Origin of the sequence: Nonomuraea rhodomycinica (assembly GCF_013363995.1) — a bacterium.
Lineage (GTDB): Bacteria > Actinomycetota > Actinomycetes > Streptosporangiales > Streptosporangiaceae > Nonomuraea > Nonomuraea rhodomycinica.
Genome location: NZ_JABWGO010000002.1, coordinates 318,834 through 332,258 on the forward strand (window position 1 = coordinate 318,834; position 13,425 = coordinate 332,258).

A 13,425-nucleotide genomic window follows, 5' to 3' on the forward strand; every position below is an offset into this window, starting at 1 on the left:
AGATGGCGAACTCGGTGAATCCGAACGGCGCGCTCGGCGCTCTCGGTCAGAACAGCGCTCTCACCGGGCTGACGGCCGGGGCGGTGTCGCGTGTCTCGTTCACCGAGGGAAAGCTCGCGAACGCCGGCAAGGGGCTCGACCAGCAGAAGGAGACGCTGGCGAGCCTGGACGGGAAGAACGGCGCCCTCGGTGTGCCCTGGCCGCACTTCTCCCTGATGGGCATGGGCGTCAACAACCTGCACGACAAGGCGATCACGACCCACATGGAGGCGAGCCGGCTCGCGCGGGAGTCGCTGGACACCTGGAAACAGGCGCTCTACGCGTCCGACGCCAACTACACCGGCGCCGGCAGCGACACCATGAAGGAGATCGGCAACGGCCTGGGCGATCTGGGCGGCCTCGGGGACATGGGCGGACTGAAGGGCCTTCCCAATCCCGGAGGGCTGCCCGACCTCGGCGGCAAGGGGCTGCCCGACCTCAACGGCGACGGCATCCCCGACATGGACGTCAACGGTGACGGCATCCCGGACAAGGACCTCAACGGTGACGGGATCCCCGACGTCGACCTCAACGGCGACGGCATCCCCGACGTGGACGTCAACGGCGACGGGATCCCGGACAAGGACCTCAACGGTGACGGGATCCCCGACGTCGACCTCAACGGCGACGGCATCCCGGACTCGCCGAAGCCCAACGTGCCGAAGCCCGACCTGCCGAAGATGCCCGGCACCGACCTCCCGAAGATGCCGAGCACCGACCTGCCGAAGATGCCCGGCACCGACCTGCCGAACGGGTTGGGCGGGGTCAACAGCAAGGTGCCCGACATCGAGTCGGCGCTCAACGGCCAGCGGATGCCCGACATGTCGGGCCTCAACGCCAAGGTCCCGACGGGCACGGAGCTGTCCGACTACCGTGCGCCCCAGCTGAGGACGCCCGACATGAGCGCCATCAACACCGACCCGAACAGCGTCGCGAGGGCCGTGAACCCGGTCCAGACCTCCACCAGCCCGGGCGGCAGCGGTGGCACGATGAGCGGCGGAGGAGCGAACGCGGCCGCCCTGCAGGCCAGTCTGCGCTCCGCGACGGCCGGCCTGTCCGGCAGCGGCATGCCGATGACGCCGTTCATGCCCATGGGCTCGCCGGCGCACAGTCAGGACCAGTCCGGCGACAGCGACGACAAGTACGGGCTCCGTGCGGAGGAGAGCGTCTGGGGCGGCGACGATCCCACGTCGCCCAGCACGATCGGGGTGGACGTCTAAATGGCCGACGAGAGACTCATGGCGGCCGCGATCGCCACGGCGACGGCGGCCGCGGGCCTCATCGGCGGCAGGTGGCCCTGGTATGTGGTGGGCCTCATGGGCGTGTGCTACGGACACATCAGCGGGATGGGGCACTCGACCCAGCTGTGGAAGACCACGGCGGAGCAGGGCCTGATCGACGAGCTCGACGAGCTGATGGAGGGGATGGCCGCCTTCAAGAAGCGCCTCAAGGACGAGGGCAAGTGGGAGGGCTCCGCATACGAGGCGTTCGAAGGCGTCTACGACACGTTCCGGAAGGGCGCCGAGGACCTCGCCAAGCTCCGCAACCTCAACGGTGACGGAGTGAAGGCGGCCAAGAGCATTTTCGGCAACATGGTGCTGATGTTCGGCGTGGTCGCGACGGGCATGCTGATCTTCGGTATCCGCAAGCGGATCATGAGCATCGTGCACCCGGCGGGCGCGGTCATCGGCGAGGGCGAGTCCGCCGTCCAGGGCGCCACGACGACCGGCGTGGTCAAGGGCGCCGCGAAGAAGCAGCTCATCTTCCTCGGCACGCTCGGCGGCCTCATCTACATGGCCAACCAGCAGGCCGAGATGACCGGCAAGCTCTTCCCGATGATGAAGACGGGTCTGCCGACGGAGATGAGCGCCCTGAAGTCCGGCAACGGCATGCCGCCGTTCTCCGGCACCGGGCTCCAGTACGACGAGAACCTCGGCCTGAGCCAGAAGATGGACGACCCGACCAAGACGATGAAGATCTAGGACTCGTCACGCGCGGGCCCGGGCTCGACACGCGCGGGCCCGGGGCGGCCGGGGTGCCCCCCCCGGCCGCCCCGGCGCGGCTCAGTCGTCCAGCGGGATGCGCAGGATCTGGCCCGGCCGGAGCTTGCTGGGGTCCGGCCCGATGATGTCCCGGTTGGCGTCGTAGATCTCGCGCCAGCGTCCCGGGTCGCCGTACACCTTCTGTGAGATCTCGTACAGGGAGCCGTTGACCGGCCAGTAGCCGACCTTGGTCGTCTGCAGCTGCACCCGCGGCGGTGCCTGCAACGTCTGCTCGCCGGTGCTCGGCTGCTGCCACTGCGGCAGCTCCTCGGGCTTCTCCGTGGTGTGCAGGGGGCGCCACACGCGGAAGACCGCCGTCGGGATGGCCTGGTAGAACGTCTTGTGCGCGTTGCCCCGGGTGCCGCCGATCGTCGGCAGGCGGCCCTTGAGCTTCTCGTACAACGGGTTGCGCATCGCGACGAAACCGCCGAACGCCTCGCCGGACTCGACCACGGCCTGGCCCGACTTGGTCAGGGGCGCCGTGAAGGACCCGGCGGTGCCGCCGCTGGCGAGGCCCTTGGTGCTGAGGCCCGAGAGGGGCGCGAAGGTGGCGGCCAGGGTGGCGCCCGTGGTGATGCGGGCGGCCTGGGCGAACGTCAGCGGGTCGAGGTTGAAGATGCTGTTGCCCTGCATGCCCTGGGAGAGCATCTGGGAGCCGATGACGCCGGTGTAGACCCAGCCGGAGGTCTTCGCGAAGCTGGCGAAGCTCGTCTTCCCGGCCTTCTCGGCATAACCCGCGTACTTAGTGAACTTGGCGCCCGCCACCTCGATCCTGGTCATCGCGGCCGCGGCCTTCATCGAGCGCAGCCTGGCCGCTCCCGGCGTGATGCGCAGGAGGAGCCGGCCCACGACGGGCAGGTTGCGCAGCGCCAGCGCGCAGGTGCGCAGCATCGACAGGAACCTGATCAGCACCTGCAGGGCCATGCCGACCAGGCGGGTGGTCCGCAGGTAGGCGGCGTAGCTGGCCATCTGGGCGGCGAGGGCGGTGCCCCACACCCTGGCGGCCCACCTGAGCGCCATGAACGCGCCGGCCCAGATGGCCGCGGCCTTGAGCAGCTCGATCAGGGCCTTCTTGGTCATCGCCGCGGAGTCGGCCACCGCCCGCAGGATCTTCGCGATGCCGGCCGCGCTGGTGGCGACCGCCTGGCGGTTGTCCTGCTTGACGACCTCGCCCCAGACCTTGCGGAACTCGTCGGCGGCCTTGCCCTTCCACTCCTTGATGATCCGGTCCATGTAGCCGTCGCTCTGGCCCTGGGCCCGGGTGTCGAGGACCTCGAAGATCTTGCGGAGCCTCTCGGCCATGGCCTCGTGCGCGTCGGCCGCGTGCCGCAGCCGCTGTTCGGAGTCGTCGGCGCCGACCAGCGAGGGGATGGAGAACCACATCGCCTTGATGGTGGCGATCAGCGGCTCGGGGTTGAGGACCGAGCCGAGGTCGAAGTCGAAGGGCCACCTGGTCCAGTTCCACTGCAGCGGGTTGATGTGGCCTTCGCTCATTGTCCCGCCTTGCCCTGGCTCGCCACGTCGGCGATCTTGTAGTTGTACGCCGACGCGTCGAGGGACTCGGACAGCCACTCCAGCGCGTCGTACAGGTCGTTCAGGTAGTCGACGACGGACTCGTACCGCTTGTCCTGGTGGTTCATCTCCTGCGTGCCGTCGACGTAGGCGGCGGCCAGCTCGTCAGCCTGAGGGGCCTGGGAGAAGTCGCTCTTGACGAGCCTGGCGGGTGCGAAGACGGCGATGCAGTCCTTGACGGGCTGCCTCTGGTCGGCGCAGGACTGCACGGCCTTGGTCAGATTTGGCGGTATGACGTCGTACCCGTCGGCAGCGTCCCCCATATGCCCCCCAAACCACTAAAGGAACACTAAACCCATGAATACTACCGTTTACCGCCATTTACCGTCTATGAAATGCGCAGTTCACGACCCCGAAGTGCGCAGTCCTTGCGTGTCGGTCATCGGGGTGCGGGCGGCGGCGGGGTCCAGCGCCGGCCCGTCCGGGATCAGCCGCAGCAGATGGGCCGGCAGGGGCGCCACGTCCGCGGCGCTGTAGCCCAGTTTCGTCACGACGTCGGGCGTGACCATCCGGAACTTCCTGCCCTGATCGCTGATCAGGTAGAACTGGGTGACCGACGGGAGCTGGCCCTCGCCCGGCAGCAGACCGGCCACCGCGGCGCCGCCCGGCGGCAGCACCACCTGGTCGAACTTCTCCGTGCCGCCCGCGGACTTCGGCGCCCTGATCTGCACCGTGCTGCCGACGGTCAGCCGGCCCTTGACGGAGCCCTTCAGCAGGTCGGCGTAGACCATGCACAGCGGGGCCGACGCCGCCGGGCTCTGGAAGCGCGGCATGGTCTCCGGCATGCCGCCGCCCCTGATGTTCTGCGCGGACTGCTTGGTGGCGTTGGCGCTGGCCGCGTCGATCGGGATCTCCCGCACGCGGTTGCGGCCGTACGCGGCCTGGCTGGCGGGGTCCTGGATCAGCAGGGTCGCCTGGGTCTGGGTGATGGGCGCGAGGCCGTCCGAGAGCAGCACGTACCAGCGGGCGGGGGTGCCCGCCAGCGCGTCCACCTTGAGGACCTGCCCGACCCGGAAGGAGCTGCCGGGGAGCCGCTTGCCGCGTCCGGTGATGCCGGGCGCGGCGAACCTGCTGCCCTCGGGGATGGAGTTGATCCACGAGAGGGGCACCCGGCGCGGCGCCTGGTCGGTGAGCCGGTCGACGTTGTTCACCGCCATCCGCTGGTTGGCCCACAGCACCCAGTCCTGCTTGCCGTCGTTCACGAGGAGCGCGTCGGCGGGGGCGGGTGACACGCCGCCGACCTCGGTGCCGCCCACCAGCGTCACGTACGACCGGCGGATCCCCGCGGCGTCCTGGCCCTCCGTCACGCAGGCCGACCACGGCGTCTTGACCATCCGCTGCGGCTTGGGCAGCGAGTTCGGCGCCCCCGCGATGCCCACCATCGGCCCGCGCGAGAAGCCCGCCAGCGACTCCGACGAGACGTTGCGCACCTTGATCTGGTCGCTGTCCAGCAGCAGGCGCGCCGAGACGTAGTTGGCCACCGGCAGCAGCCGGCTCTCCTGCTCGCTGTAGACGTAGGTCGCGCCGGTCTCCTCCTCGACGAGGAGCTGTCCGGGGTCGGTGAGCTTGGTGGCCCCGCCCGGCTTGAGCATGCCGTAGATGCCGAAGCCCGCCGCGATGAGGATCGCGATCAGCACGCCCGCGAACGTCGCGACGTTGTGCCGGCGCATGGGCGATTCCGGCAGGTCGGGCTCGCCCTGCAACAGGGCCATCCCGAGGCGCTGGGTCATGAACCGATGCGCCTGGTAGAGATCCTTGCGGGTCTGCATGCCACTCCGTTCCGGTCCGGCTCCCGCGTAATGTTACGGCTGAGCGGCATGGGGGATATGTCAACTTCTGTACGGCACGATAGCCAGGCGAGTAAAGTTGCGGATCAAGAGCCATTGGGGAGGGTGTCGTGCCTGCGAAGGATCACCGGCATTGCGGCCAGAAGTGGCCCGGACTTGATGCCGACCGTGACGGAGTCGAGCATCCCGAGGATCCCAAGAAGAAGTTCCAGGAGCTCGCCGACCAGCTCACCGCCGAACTGACCGCGCTGACCGGCGGAAAGCCCGGCTCCCTGCCGGACGTCCAGGCCAAGGCCGACCTGTCGAGCCTGCGTTACCAGTTCAAGCAGGTCAAGCGCTGGGACGGCGGCAAGGTCTTCCTCGACACGTCGCAGAGGGGCCAGGAGCAGCTCACCGAGATCTACACGCAGGTCAACGAGAAGCTCCGCATCGCCATCGACCTCATCCTGTTCGGCGGCGGGATCTACGACAAGGCCAACCAGCAGATCTAGGGAAACGCGTGATGGCACATGGCTGACCCCACGAAGAGTCCCAAGGCGACGCACTGGATCAAGACCCAGTGTGACAACTTCGGCGTCGACGACGACGGCAGAAGCGTCGCCGAGATCAAGAACTTCATCATGGGGCTCTCTCCCGAGACCTTCGACAACGCCGCCACCGCGTACGGTGACGCCGCGAAGCGGCTGGCGCAGACGCTGGACGTGATCGACGAGGTCAGCGGCGAGCTGGCCAAGATCTGGAAGGGCAAGGCGTCCGTCGAGGCGCAGAAGGCCCTGCGGCAGCTCCACGACACCATCGTGAACCTCTCCGGCGGCATGGACGGCATGGCCAAGCCGATGCAGACCCTCGCCGACCGCGTCCGCGAGCACACGGACTTCGTCCAGAACAAGCCCATGGCCTGGAGCGACAACCAGTTCACCTTCAACGACTCCGTCGCGGACTTCTACAACACCATCGACAAGGGCGTCGAGTGGGGTTCGCAGGACGAGCTGGCAGGCAAGCACCTCGCCGCCTTCAACAAGGACCTCTACGAGGCGTACGCCCGCTTCCCCGACTACGTCCAGAAGGACCTGCCTGACATCAAGGACCCGATGCCGCCGGACCCCGGCGACATCAAGGACCTCAAATTCGACAACCCCTACAAGGGCGGCCGCGCCATGCCCACCGGGTACAACGGCGGGGACTTCACCGGCGGCGGCTTCAACGGCAGCGGTGTCGACGGCAACGGCGTCAACGGCCCGGGCGGCGGCCTGCACCTGGACGACCCGAGCAAGCACGACGGCGGCTCGGGCGACGTCAACGTCCCTGGCGCGCCGGGCGGCGCCGGCGGCTCCACGTCGGGTGGCGGCACGGGCGGACACGGGGGTACGGGCGGCGTCGACATGCCCGGCGGGAGCGACACCTCCGGCGGCGCCAACATGCCCGGCGGCGGCGTCACGGACCCCTCGCGCGGCGGCACCACGCCGGGAACCCACGTCACCGACCCCAGCAAGGGCGTCACGGACCCGACCAACGGCATCACCATGCCCGGCGGCTCCACGGCGACGCAGTTCGCCGGCTACCACCAGCCCACCGTCCCGGACGCGACCACCTCCAGCTGGAGCCCCACCAGCTACACCTCGCCCACCACCAGCCCGCACAGTCCGAACGGCACCACCAACCCGCACGGCACCTCCTCCCCGTACGGCTTGTACCAGCCCAACGGCGCGTCGTCGGCGGACGGCGTCTCCACGACGGGCCGTGGCGAGGGCTCGGCGGCGGGCAACGCCCAGCAGCTCGCCGCCCGCGGCTCCAGCGTGAGCGGCATGGGGTCGGGCTTCCCCATCGTCCCGCACTCGGGCGGAGGCGGAGGCGGCGAACAGGAGTCGGAGCTGCAGAGCCAGTACTGGCTGAACATCGACGACGAGAACTGGACGGGCGGGGCCTACGACGGGGCCGTCTCCGACCGCCTGGGGTAGCACGCGACCCCGGGACCCGCGGGGTGGCCAGGGCTTGGCCGGCCGGTCGATGTCGGCCGGCCAGAGCCAGAGCCTGGGCCGGCCAGAGCCTGGGCCGGCCAGAGCCTGGGCCGGCGGGGCTTCCGCCGGGCGCCCACGTCACCACGCCGAACCCATGGCCGGTCAGCGTCCGCGTCGCCGCCGCCGCCGCCCTCGCTCGCGCCGTCGCGGTCGCCGACGCCATCGACCGGCCTCGCCTCCCGCTTCTCACCTCTCGCCTCCCGGCTCTCCCGTTTCCTCCCGGTGCCGGTGCCGTACTCAAGCCGCCGCGGTCAAGGCGTCGACCGGCCGGGTGCGCAGCGCCGCCGCGGCGGTCGGCATCACAGCCACCATGACCAGCAGCAACGCCCCCGCGACGATGGCGGCGTACATCCATGCGGGCCCCGAGGGAAGCGGCGAGCCGGTCTTGACGAGACTGTACGGGACGCTGGTCGCCGCGGCGGCGGCCGTGCCGAGCACGACCGCGGGCGCCGCCGTCATCGCGGCCTCGACCGCGACCATGGCCAGGACCTGCCCGCGGGTGGCGGCCGACAGCCGCAACAGCCCGAACTCGCGGCGCCGCCGCCGGGTGGCCGCGATCAGCGTGTTGACCACCACGATCGCCGAGAACGCGATGATCATGGCGACGACCAGGTAGTTGACCGAGGCGAGCTGCGGGCTCACGTCACCGGCGGCGTGGGGGACGCTGTCCTCGGTGGTCTGCATGTACAGGGTCCCGCCGGCGATGCCGACCAGGAGGATCAGCGGGGAGGCCACGCTGCCGCTCTGCCTGGCGCGGGCGTGGACGTTGCGCGCGGCCAGCCGCGCGGTCGCCCCCAGCCGGGCGTCCGACAGCCGGCGGACCGGCCGCACGGCCGCCGGGCTGAGCAGCGCCAGCCCGACGGCGACCGCGACCCCTGCCGGGCCCGCGGTGCTCGACAGCAGCGGCCCGTCGTCCATGAACAGCGTCCCGGCCGACAGGCCCAGCCCGACCGCCAGCAGAGCGACCCCGGCCGCCACCCGGCCCCGGGACAGTGCCCGGCCGGGCTCGGCGGGAGCCGCCGCGGCCAGCGCCCGGACGGGCGGGATCGAGGCGGCGCGCCGGCTGGAGATCAGCGCCCCCGCGAGCGCCGCCAGCAAGGAGGCGCCCGTGCCCGTCACCACACACAGCCAGCCCGTCGCCAGGTGTGTCTCCGGGCCGACCAGCCCGCTGCCCATCAGCCGGCCGAGGACCACCGCCCCCAGCCCGAACCCAGGGAGGAGGCCCGCCACCGCCGCCGGGACGGCCGTGATGAGCGTCTCCACGACCACGTTCTGCCGGATCTGCCGGGGGCTCGCCGCGATCGACCGCAGCAACGCCAGTTCCTGCTCGCGGTGCTGGATCGTCAGCGACACGGTGGAGACCACGCCGAACGCCACGATCGCCACCGTCCAGCCGCCCAGGATCGCCGGCAGCATGATGAGGAACCCGCTGTCCCGGCCGGTCGCGAGCCCGGTCTCCAGCAGGCTCGCGAACGCGGTGAGCAGCGCGGTGCCGGCCGCCATGACGGCGGCTGAGGCGAGCGAGGAGGTGCGGTGCGCGCGTACCGTGGCCCAGGCCAGCCGCCACCTCATCGAACGTCACCGCCCTGCCGGACCTGCGCGGAGGAAGCGCTCCCGCCGTGCCCGAGGTGCGTGGAGGGCACGTTCCCGCCCTGCCCGACGTGCGCGGAGAGGGCGTCGGGGCCCTGCCCGACGTGTGCGGACGGGCCGCTACCACTCTGCCGGACGGAGGCGGACAGGCGAGCCATGCGCGCGGCCACCGAGGCGGGGTCGGGCCGGGTCATGCCGTCCACGATCCGGCCGTCGCTGAAGAACACGACGGCGTCGGCGTAGGCGCCGGCGACCGGGTCGTGCGTCACCATCACGATCGTCTGCCCGCTCGCGTCGACCGCCTCGCGCAGGATGCGGAGCACGTCCCGCGCGGCCTGGGTGTCGAGCGCCCCGGTGGGTTCGTCGGCGAAGACGACGGCCGGCCGGGACAGCATGGCGCGCGCGATCGCCACCCGCTGCTGCTGTCCACCGGACAGCTCGGCGGGACGGTGGTCGAGCCGGTCGCCGAGCCCGAGCCGCGCGAGCAGCCCGCGCACCTGCCGCCCGTCCACCCGGCGGCCGGCGAACTCCAGGGGCAGGGCCACGTTCTGCGCCACGGTCAAGGTCGGCACCAGATTGAACGACTGGAAGACGAACCCCATGCGCTCCCGGCGCAAGCGGGTCAGCGCCGTCTCGTCGGCGTCGGTCAGCTCATGGCCGTCCAGGACCACGGACCCGGAGTCGGGCCGATCGAGCCCGGCGGCGCAGTGGAGCAGGGTGCTCTTCCCCGATCCGGACGGTCCCATGACGGCGGTGAAGGTGCCACGCGGGATCGACAGCGAGACTCGGTCCAACGCGGTCACGGCCGTGTCCCCCACGCCGTGGCGTTTCGTCACGTCGTGGAGCTCCAGGGCGTGCGTGGTCTTGTTCGTCACTTGATGTGCGTACGCTGCACGAGTCATAAATACACCGTACTCCACAACCAAATTAGTGCATTTGAAAAGGGAAGAACTATAATTTCGTCACGACATTTCGCTGTGACGAAAAGCGAGCTGGGACGATGTATGTAGGCAGCGCTGTGTGAGCCGAAACACTCCAAGCAGCGGCGCCACTGAGAACCGGCGGCCCGCGAAGCGGCGACCGAGAGACGTGGTGCGACAGCAGCGGTTCCCGGAAGGAACGACGGCATGCGACAGCAGAGGTGCGCGACAGCACAGGTGCGCGGTGGAAGCGGCGCGCGGCGGTGGGAAGTGGCTGCGCTGCGGAGCGGCTGCGGTTTGGAGTGGTTGGGGTGTGAAGTGGCTGCGCTGCGGAGCGGCTGCGGTGTGAAGTGGCTGCGGTGCGGAGTGGCCTTGCGATGGGAGCGGCGTGCGGTGAGTAAGGATGATCATGTCGACGACGTGTGAGATGTGCGGAAGGGCGCTGCGCCCCGCGGAGCGGGGACGCCCGCGGCGCTACTGCTCGCGCGCCTGCCGGACGCGGGCCTACCGGGCCCGGATGGCCGAACGCCCGGCGACGGTCGAGGCCAGACGGCAGCCACCCGCCCATGCCGACGCGGTCCTGGACCGGGACGTCATCGTCCGGGCCGCTCTGGCCTGCGCCCACCGCGAGGGCGTGGCCGCCGTCTCGATGCGGCGCGTCGCCGCCGACCTAGGGGTGGGGGTGATGTCGCTCTACCGGTACGTGGCCGGCCGGGAGGAGCTCAACGATCTCATGGTGGACACGGTCTTCGCCGACCACCCCCTTCCCGAGCCGGGGCCCGACGGATGGCGCGACAAGCTGGAGCTGTCCGCGCGCCAGGAGTGGGCGTTGCACCGCAGGCATCCCTGGCTGTCGCAGCTCGTCGTCGCCACCACCCGGCCGCCCAACGCCCCGCATCTCATGGCGTACACGGACTGGCGCATGCGGGCCCTGGCCGGTCACGACCTGGACTTCGCCACCCTGACCAAGATCGCCATCATGATCGGCACCTACCTGCAGAGCGCCGCCGCGCCCCTCGCGTACGAGACACAGGCGGCCCGCAGGACCCGCCACACCCGGGAACAGTGGACGGAGGCCCGGCGCGAGAGCTTCGACCGCTCCATACGGGAAGCGCGGCTGCCCATGGTGTCCGAGTTCGGGTCGGAGGCGTTCGAGGCGGCCGAGCCGGACAACATCTTCGAGTTCGGACTGCACCGCATGCTCGACGGCATCGCCGTCCTCCTCGACCGCACCAGCTCGGCACCCGCGAAGGCGCGAGAGCGGGATGGGACCTGACACCCATAGCAGCCGGCCCGAGGCCGCCTCCGTGGCCTTGGACCCGGACCGCTGGTGTCACGCCGCACCTGGCGCATACTCGCAGCCCGTTCACGCATTCCACGCCTGTGTCAGTGATCCAGCACCGCGACCACGGGTGTCACGCCGGCACCGGCACCTTGCACCCGCACGGGCGGATGCCCACACCGCTCCCGCACCCACGCCTGTGTCAGTGATCCAGCACCGCGACCACCGGTGTCTCGCCGACACCGACACCGGCATCGGCCGGCGGATGCCCACACCGCGGATGCCCACATCGCGCTCACGCATCCCACACCTGTGTCAGCGGCTCAGCGCCGCGATCGCTTACGCAACCCCGATGTCAGCGACCCCGCAACGCGAACGCTCGCCCGGCCCCCGCGAACTCACTGCCCCTGCCCCCTCCGTACGCCCACTGACCTCCCTACACAGCCCATGAGCGCCGAACCATCGCCACTACCGTCAGTTGTCACCGCTGAAGCCGTGAAGCCGTGAGGCCGTGAGGCCGTGACGCGGTCGGCCGGACCGTCGCGCACCCTCCCTGAACCAGCCGAAAGTACGGTGTCCCCCACCGCGAACCCTGCTTTCGACCCGTGCCGCTCCCACTCCCGGGCCCGCAGGATGTGTCCTCATGTCACAGGAAGAGTTCCCCCGGCCGCAGCAAGCACCACATCGGCCCAGCTACACCGAACCCGACGGCCGCCCGGCCTCTCCCGCACCACCACTGCCAAGCCAGCACGAGGCACGCGCCGCCGCACCCCCACCGTCCCGTCCTCGCATCGCCGCACTCGACGTCATCCGCGGGTTCGCCTTGTGCGGAATCCTGCTGGCCAACGTCAAGCCCATCGCCCACATGGTCGACGCCGTACCGGTCACGCAGGCTGTGGTGACGAAGGGGCAGGGCGGTGAGGAATGGCCGGGCCTTTTCGTCGACCAGCGCTTCTTCCCGATCTTCTCTCTGCTGTTCGGCGTCGGCTTCTCGCTGCTGCTGGACTCCGCGAGCCGAAGTGTCGCGCGCCCGCGGGTACTCCTGCTGCGCCGCCTCCTGGCGTTGCTCGCCATCGGCCTGGTCCACATGTTCCTGCTGTGGCGGGGCGACATCCTCACCATCTATGCCGTCGTCGGCCTGGTGGTGCTCCTGCCCTCCACTTGGCTGCCGCGCTGGGCCGTCGCGGGGCTCGCCGCCATCCTCATCGTGTTGCCGCCGATCCTCGGCAGCAACGGCGTGCCACTGGTGCCCGGACTGTTCCTGCTGGGCTCGGCGCTGACCCGGTACGGCGTGATCGCCGGGATCGAGCGTGCCACATGGGGGCCGGTCGCGCTCTTCCTGGTCTTCGTGGCCGGAGCGGTGGCCGCCGCCTGGCTGCAGATCGAGGCATCGGCCGATGACACGCACTTCAACCCGTGGTTCGGCGTCGCCGGGCTGCTGACCGCGGGCACGTACGTGTGCGGGGTGCTGCTCCTCCTCAAGACCCCGCTCCGGTCGTTGCTCCAGAGGATCTTCGCGCCGCTGGGCCGGATGGCGCTGACGAATTACCTGACCGCCACGCTCCTCGTCCTGCTGACCGCCAGTCTCATCGGCGGCTCACCCGACAGCTGGACCTCGGCGACGGTTGTGCCGATCGCCGGCGGCATCCTCGCTGTCCAGTGGCTGTGGTCCACGCTCTGGCTGAGGAGCTACCGCCAAGGCCCCCTGGAATGGCTGTGGCGCTGGGCCACCTGGGCCCGCCGCCCACCCCTGCGGTAACCGCGACGACCCACCCCAATGCCGTCCCGCAGCAGGACGCCCGCTGACTCTGTGTCGGGCGGGGACCTACTCCGCGTTGGGTCAAGGACGTACTCGGCGTCGGGCCGGGGACGTACGGTGTGTCGGGCCGGGAGACCTACCTGCGTCGGACCGGCAACCTGCCCCCGTGTCGGCATGGGAACATGGCGAGGGCACGTCCCGCCCCGTCCAACAGCCCACCCTTCACCTTGCGGATCTGCAGGGGGGCGGCGGTGCGGATGTCCCACGGCCCGTCTATGAGTTCCACAGCTGATCCTCAGAGCGGCGATCTTAAGAGCGGTGCACTCCAGAGCGGTGAACCTCCATGCCAGTGGAATCTCCAGAGCGGCGACCTCCGGGGCGGGGAGAGAGCGCGATGAGGATGGCCAGGCGCGAAG

The 13,425-nt window shown here is 70.3% G+C and carries 11 protein-coding genes; 6 read left to right on the forward strand and 5 right to left on the reverse strand.

Annotated features, from left to right (window positions below):
* The first annotated feature begins 2 nt into the window (after nucleotides 1-2).
* On the forward strand, nucleotides 3-1,259 hold the full coding sequence (locus HT134_RS12545) for a hypothetical protein (protein ID WP_175600539.1): 1,257 nt from the start codon (nucleotides 3-5) through the stop codon (nucleotides 1,257-1,259).
* Complete coding sequence (locus HT134_RS12550; RefSeq protein ID WP_175600540.1) at nucleotides 1,260-2,021, forward strand: hypothetical protein; 762 nt, start codon at nucleotides 1,260-1,262, stop codon at nucleotides 2,019-2,021.
* An 81-nt stretch (nucleotides 2,022-2,102) separates the two neighbouring features.
* On the opposite strand, the gene HT134_RS12555 is transcribed toward HT134_RS12550, so the two are convergent.
* The 3 genes from HT134_RS12555 to eccB form a co-directional block, all read right to left on the reverse strand.
* Entirely contained in the window at nucleotides 2,103-3,575 is a 1,473-nt protein-coding gene (locus HT134_RS12555; RefSeq protein WP_175600541.1) for a LysM peptidoglycan-binding domain-containing protein, read from the reverse strand.
* Entirely contained in the window at nucleotides 3,572-3,916 is a 345-nt protein-coding gene (locus HT134_RS12560; RefSeq protein WP_175600542.1) for a hypothetical protein, read from the reverse strand. Before HT134_RS12560 ends, HT134_RS12555 begins: the two co-directional genes overlap by 4 nt.
* A gap of 81 nt (nucleotides 3,917-3,997) precedes the next feature.
* Complete coding sequence (eccB, locus tag HT134_RS12565) at nucleotides 3,998-5,422, reverse strand: type VII secretion protein EccB (RefSeq protein WP_175600543.1); 1,425 nt, start codon at nucleotides 5,420-5,422, stop codon at nucleotides 3,998-4,000.
* A 128-nt stretch (nucleotides 5,423-5,550) separates the two neighbouring features.
* Here eccB and HT134_RS12570 point away from each other — a divergent pair, with 128 nt between their 5' ends.
* Both HT134_RS12570 and HT134_RS46880 read left to right on the forward strand, forming a co-directional pair.
* Nucleotides 5,551-5,931: a hypothetical protein gene (locus HT134_RS12570; protein WP_175600544.1), complete on the forward strand. Its 381-nt coding sequence runs from the start codon at nucleotides 5,551-5,553 to the stop codon at nucleotides 5,929-5,931.
* Between the two features lie 18 nt (nucleotides 5,932-5,949).
* The gene (locus HT134_RS46880; protein WP_175600545.1) at nucleotides 5,950-7,398 is read left to right on the forward strand and encodes a WXG100 family type VII secretion target; all 1,449 of its coding nucleotides are present in this window, start codon (nucleotides 5,950-5,952) and stop codon (nucleotides 7,396-7,398) included.
* Nucleotides 7,399-7,695: 297 nt separating this feature from the next.
* Here HT134_RS46880 and HT134_RS12580 read toward each other — a convergent pair whose 3' ends face one another.
* Together HT134_RS12580 and HT134_RS12585 are read right to left on the reverse strand one after the other, a co-directional pair.
* The gene (locus tag HT134_RS12580; protein WP_175600546.1) at nucleotides 7,696-9,030 is read right to left on the reverse strand and encodes an FtsX-like permease family protein; all 1,335 of its coding nucleotides are present in this window, start codon (nucleotides 9,028-9,030) and stop codon (nucleotides 7,696-7,698) included.
* Complete coding sequence (locus HT134_RS12585) at nucleotides 9,027-9,923, reverse strand: ABC transporter ATP-binding protein (protein WP_312888096.1); 897 nt, start codon at nucleotides 9,921-9,923, stop codon at nucleotides 9,027-9,029. The genes HT134_RS12580 and HT134_RS12585 overlap by 4 nt, the downstream gene beginning before the upstream one ends.
* 454 nt (nucleotides 9,924-10,377) lie before the next feature.
* Here HT134_RS12585 and HT134_RS12590 point away from each other — a divergent pair, with 454 nt between their 5' ends.
* Both HT134_RS12590 and HT134_RS12595 read left to right on the forward strand, forming a co-directional pair.
* Nucleotides 10,378-11,244, forward strand: a complete 867-nt coding sequence (locus tag HT134_RS12590) for a TetR/AcrR family transcriptional regulator (protein ID WP_175600548.1) — start codon at nucleotides 10,378-10,380, stop codon at nucleotides 11,242-11,244.
* Between the two features lie 829 nt (nucleotides 11,245-12,073).
* Nucleotides 12,074-13,009 (forward strand): DUF418 domain-containing protein, encoded by a 936-nt coding sequence (locus HT134_RS12595; RefSeq protein WP_246364371.1) that lies wholly within the window; start codon nucleotides 12,074-12,076, stop codon nucleotides 13,007-13,009.
* Nucleotides 13,010-13,425: the final 416 nt, after the last annotated feature.

Coding starts and splice junctions, on each gene's coding strand:
- HT134_RS12545 (WP_175600539.1), top strand. CDS start 3: ATGGCGAACTCGGTGAATCCGAACGGCGCGCTCGGCGCTCTCGGTCAG.
- HT134_RS12550 (WP_175600540.1), top strand. CDS start 1,260: ATGGCCGACGAGAGACTCATGGCGGCCGCGATCGCCACGGCGACGGCG.
- HT134_RS12555 (WP_175600541.1), bottom strand. CDS start 3,575: ATGAGCGAAGGCCACATCAACCCGCTGCAGTGGAACTGGACCAGGTGG.
- HT134_RS12560 (WP_175600542.1), bottom strand. CDS start 3,916: ATGGGGGACGCTGCCGACGGGTACGACGTCATACCGCCAAATCTGACC.
- eccB (WP_175600543.1), bottom strand. CDS start 5,422: ATGCAGACCCGCAAGGATCTCTACCAGGCGCATCGGTTCATGACCCAG.
- HT134_RS46880 (WP_175600545.1), top strand. CDS start 5,950: ATGGCTGACCCCACGAAGAGTCCCAAGGCGACGCACTGGATCAAGACC.
- HT134_RS12580 (WP_175600546.1), bottom strand. CDS start 9,030: ATGAGGTGGCGGCTGGCCTGGGCCACGGTACGCGCGCACCGCACCTCC.
- HT134_RS12590 (WP_175600548.1), top strand. CDS start 10,378: ATGTCGACGACGTGTGAGATGTGCGGAAGGGCGCTGCGCCCCGCGGAG.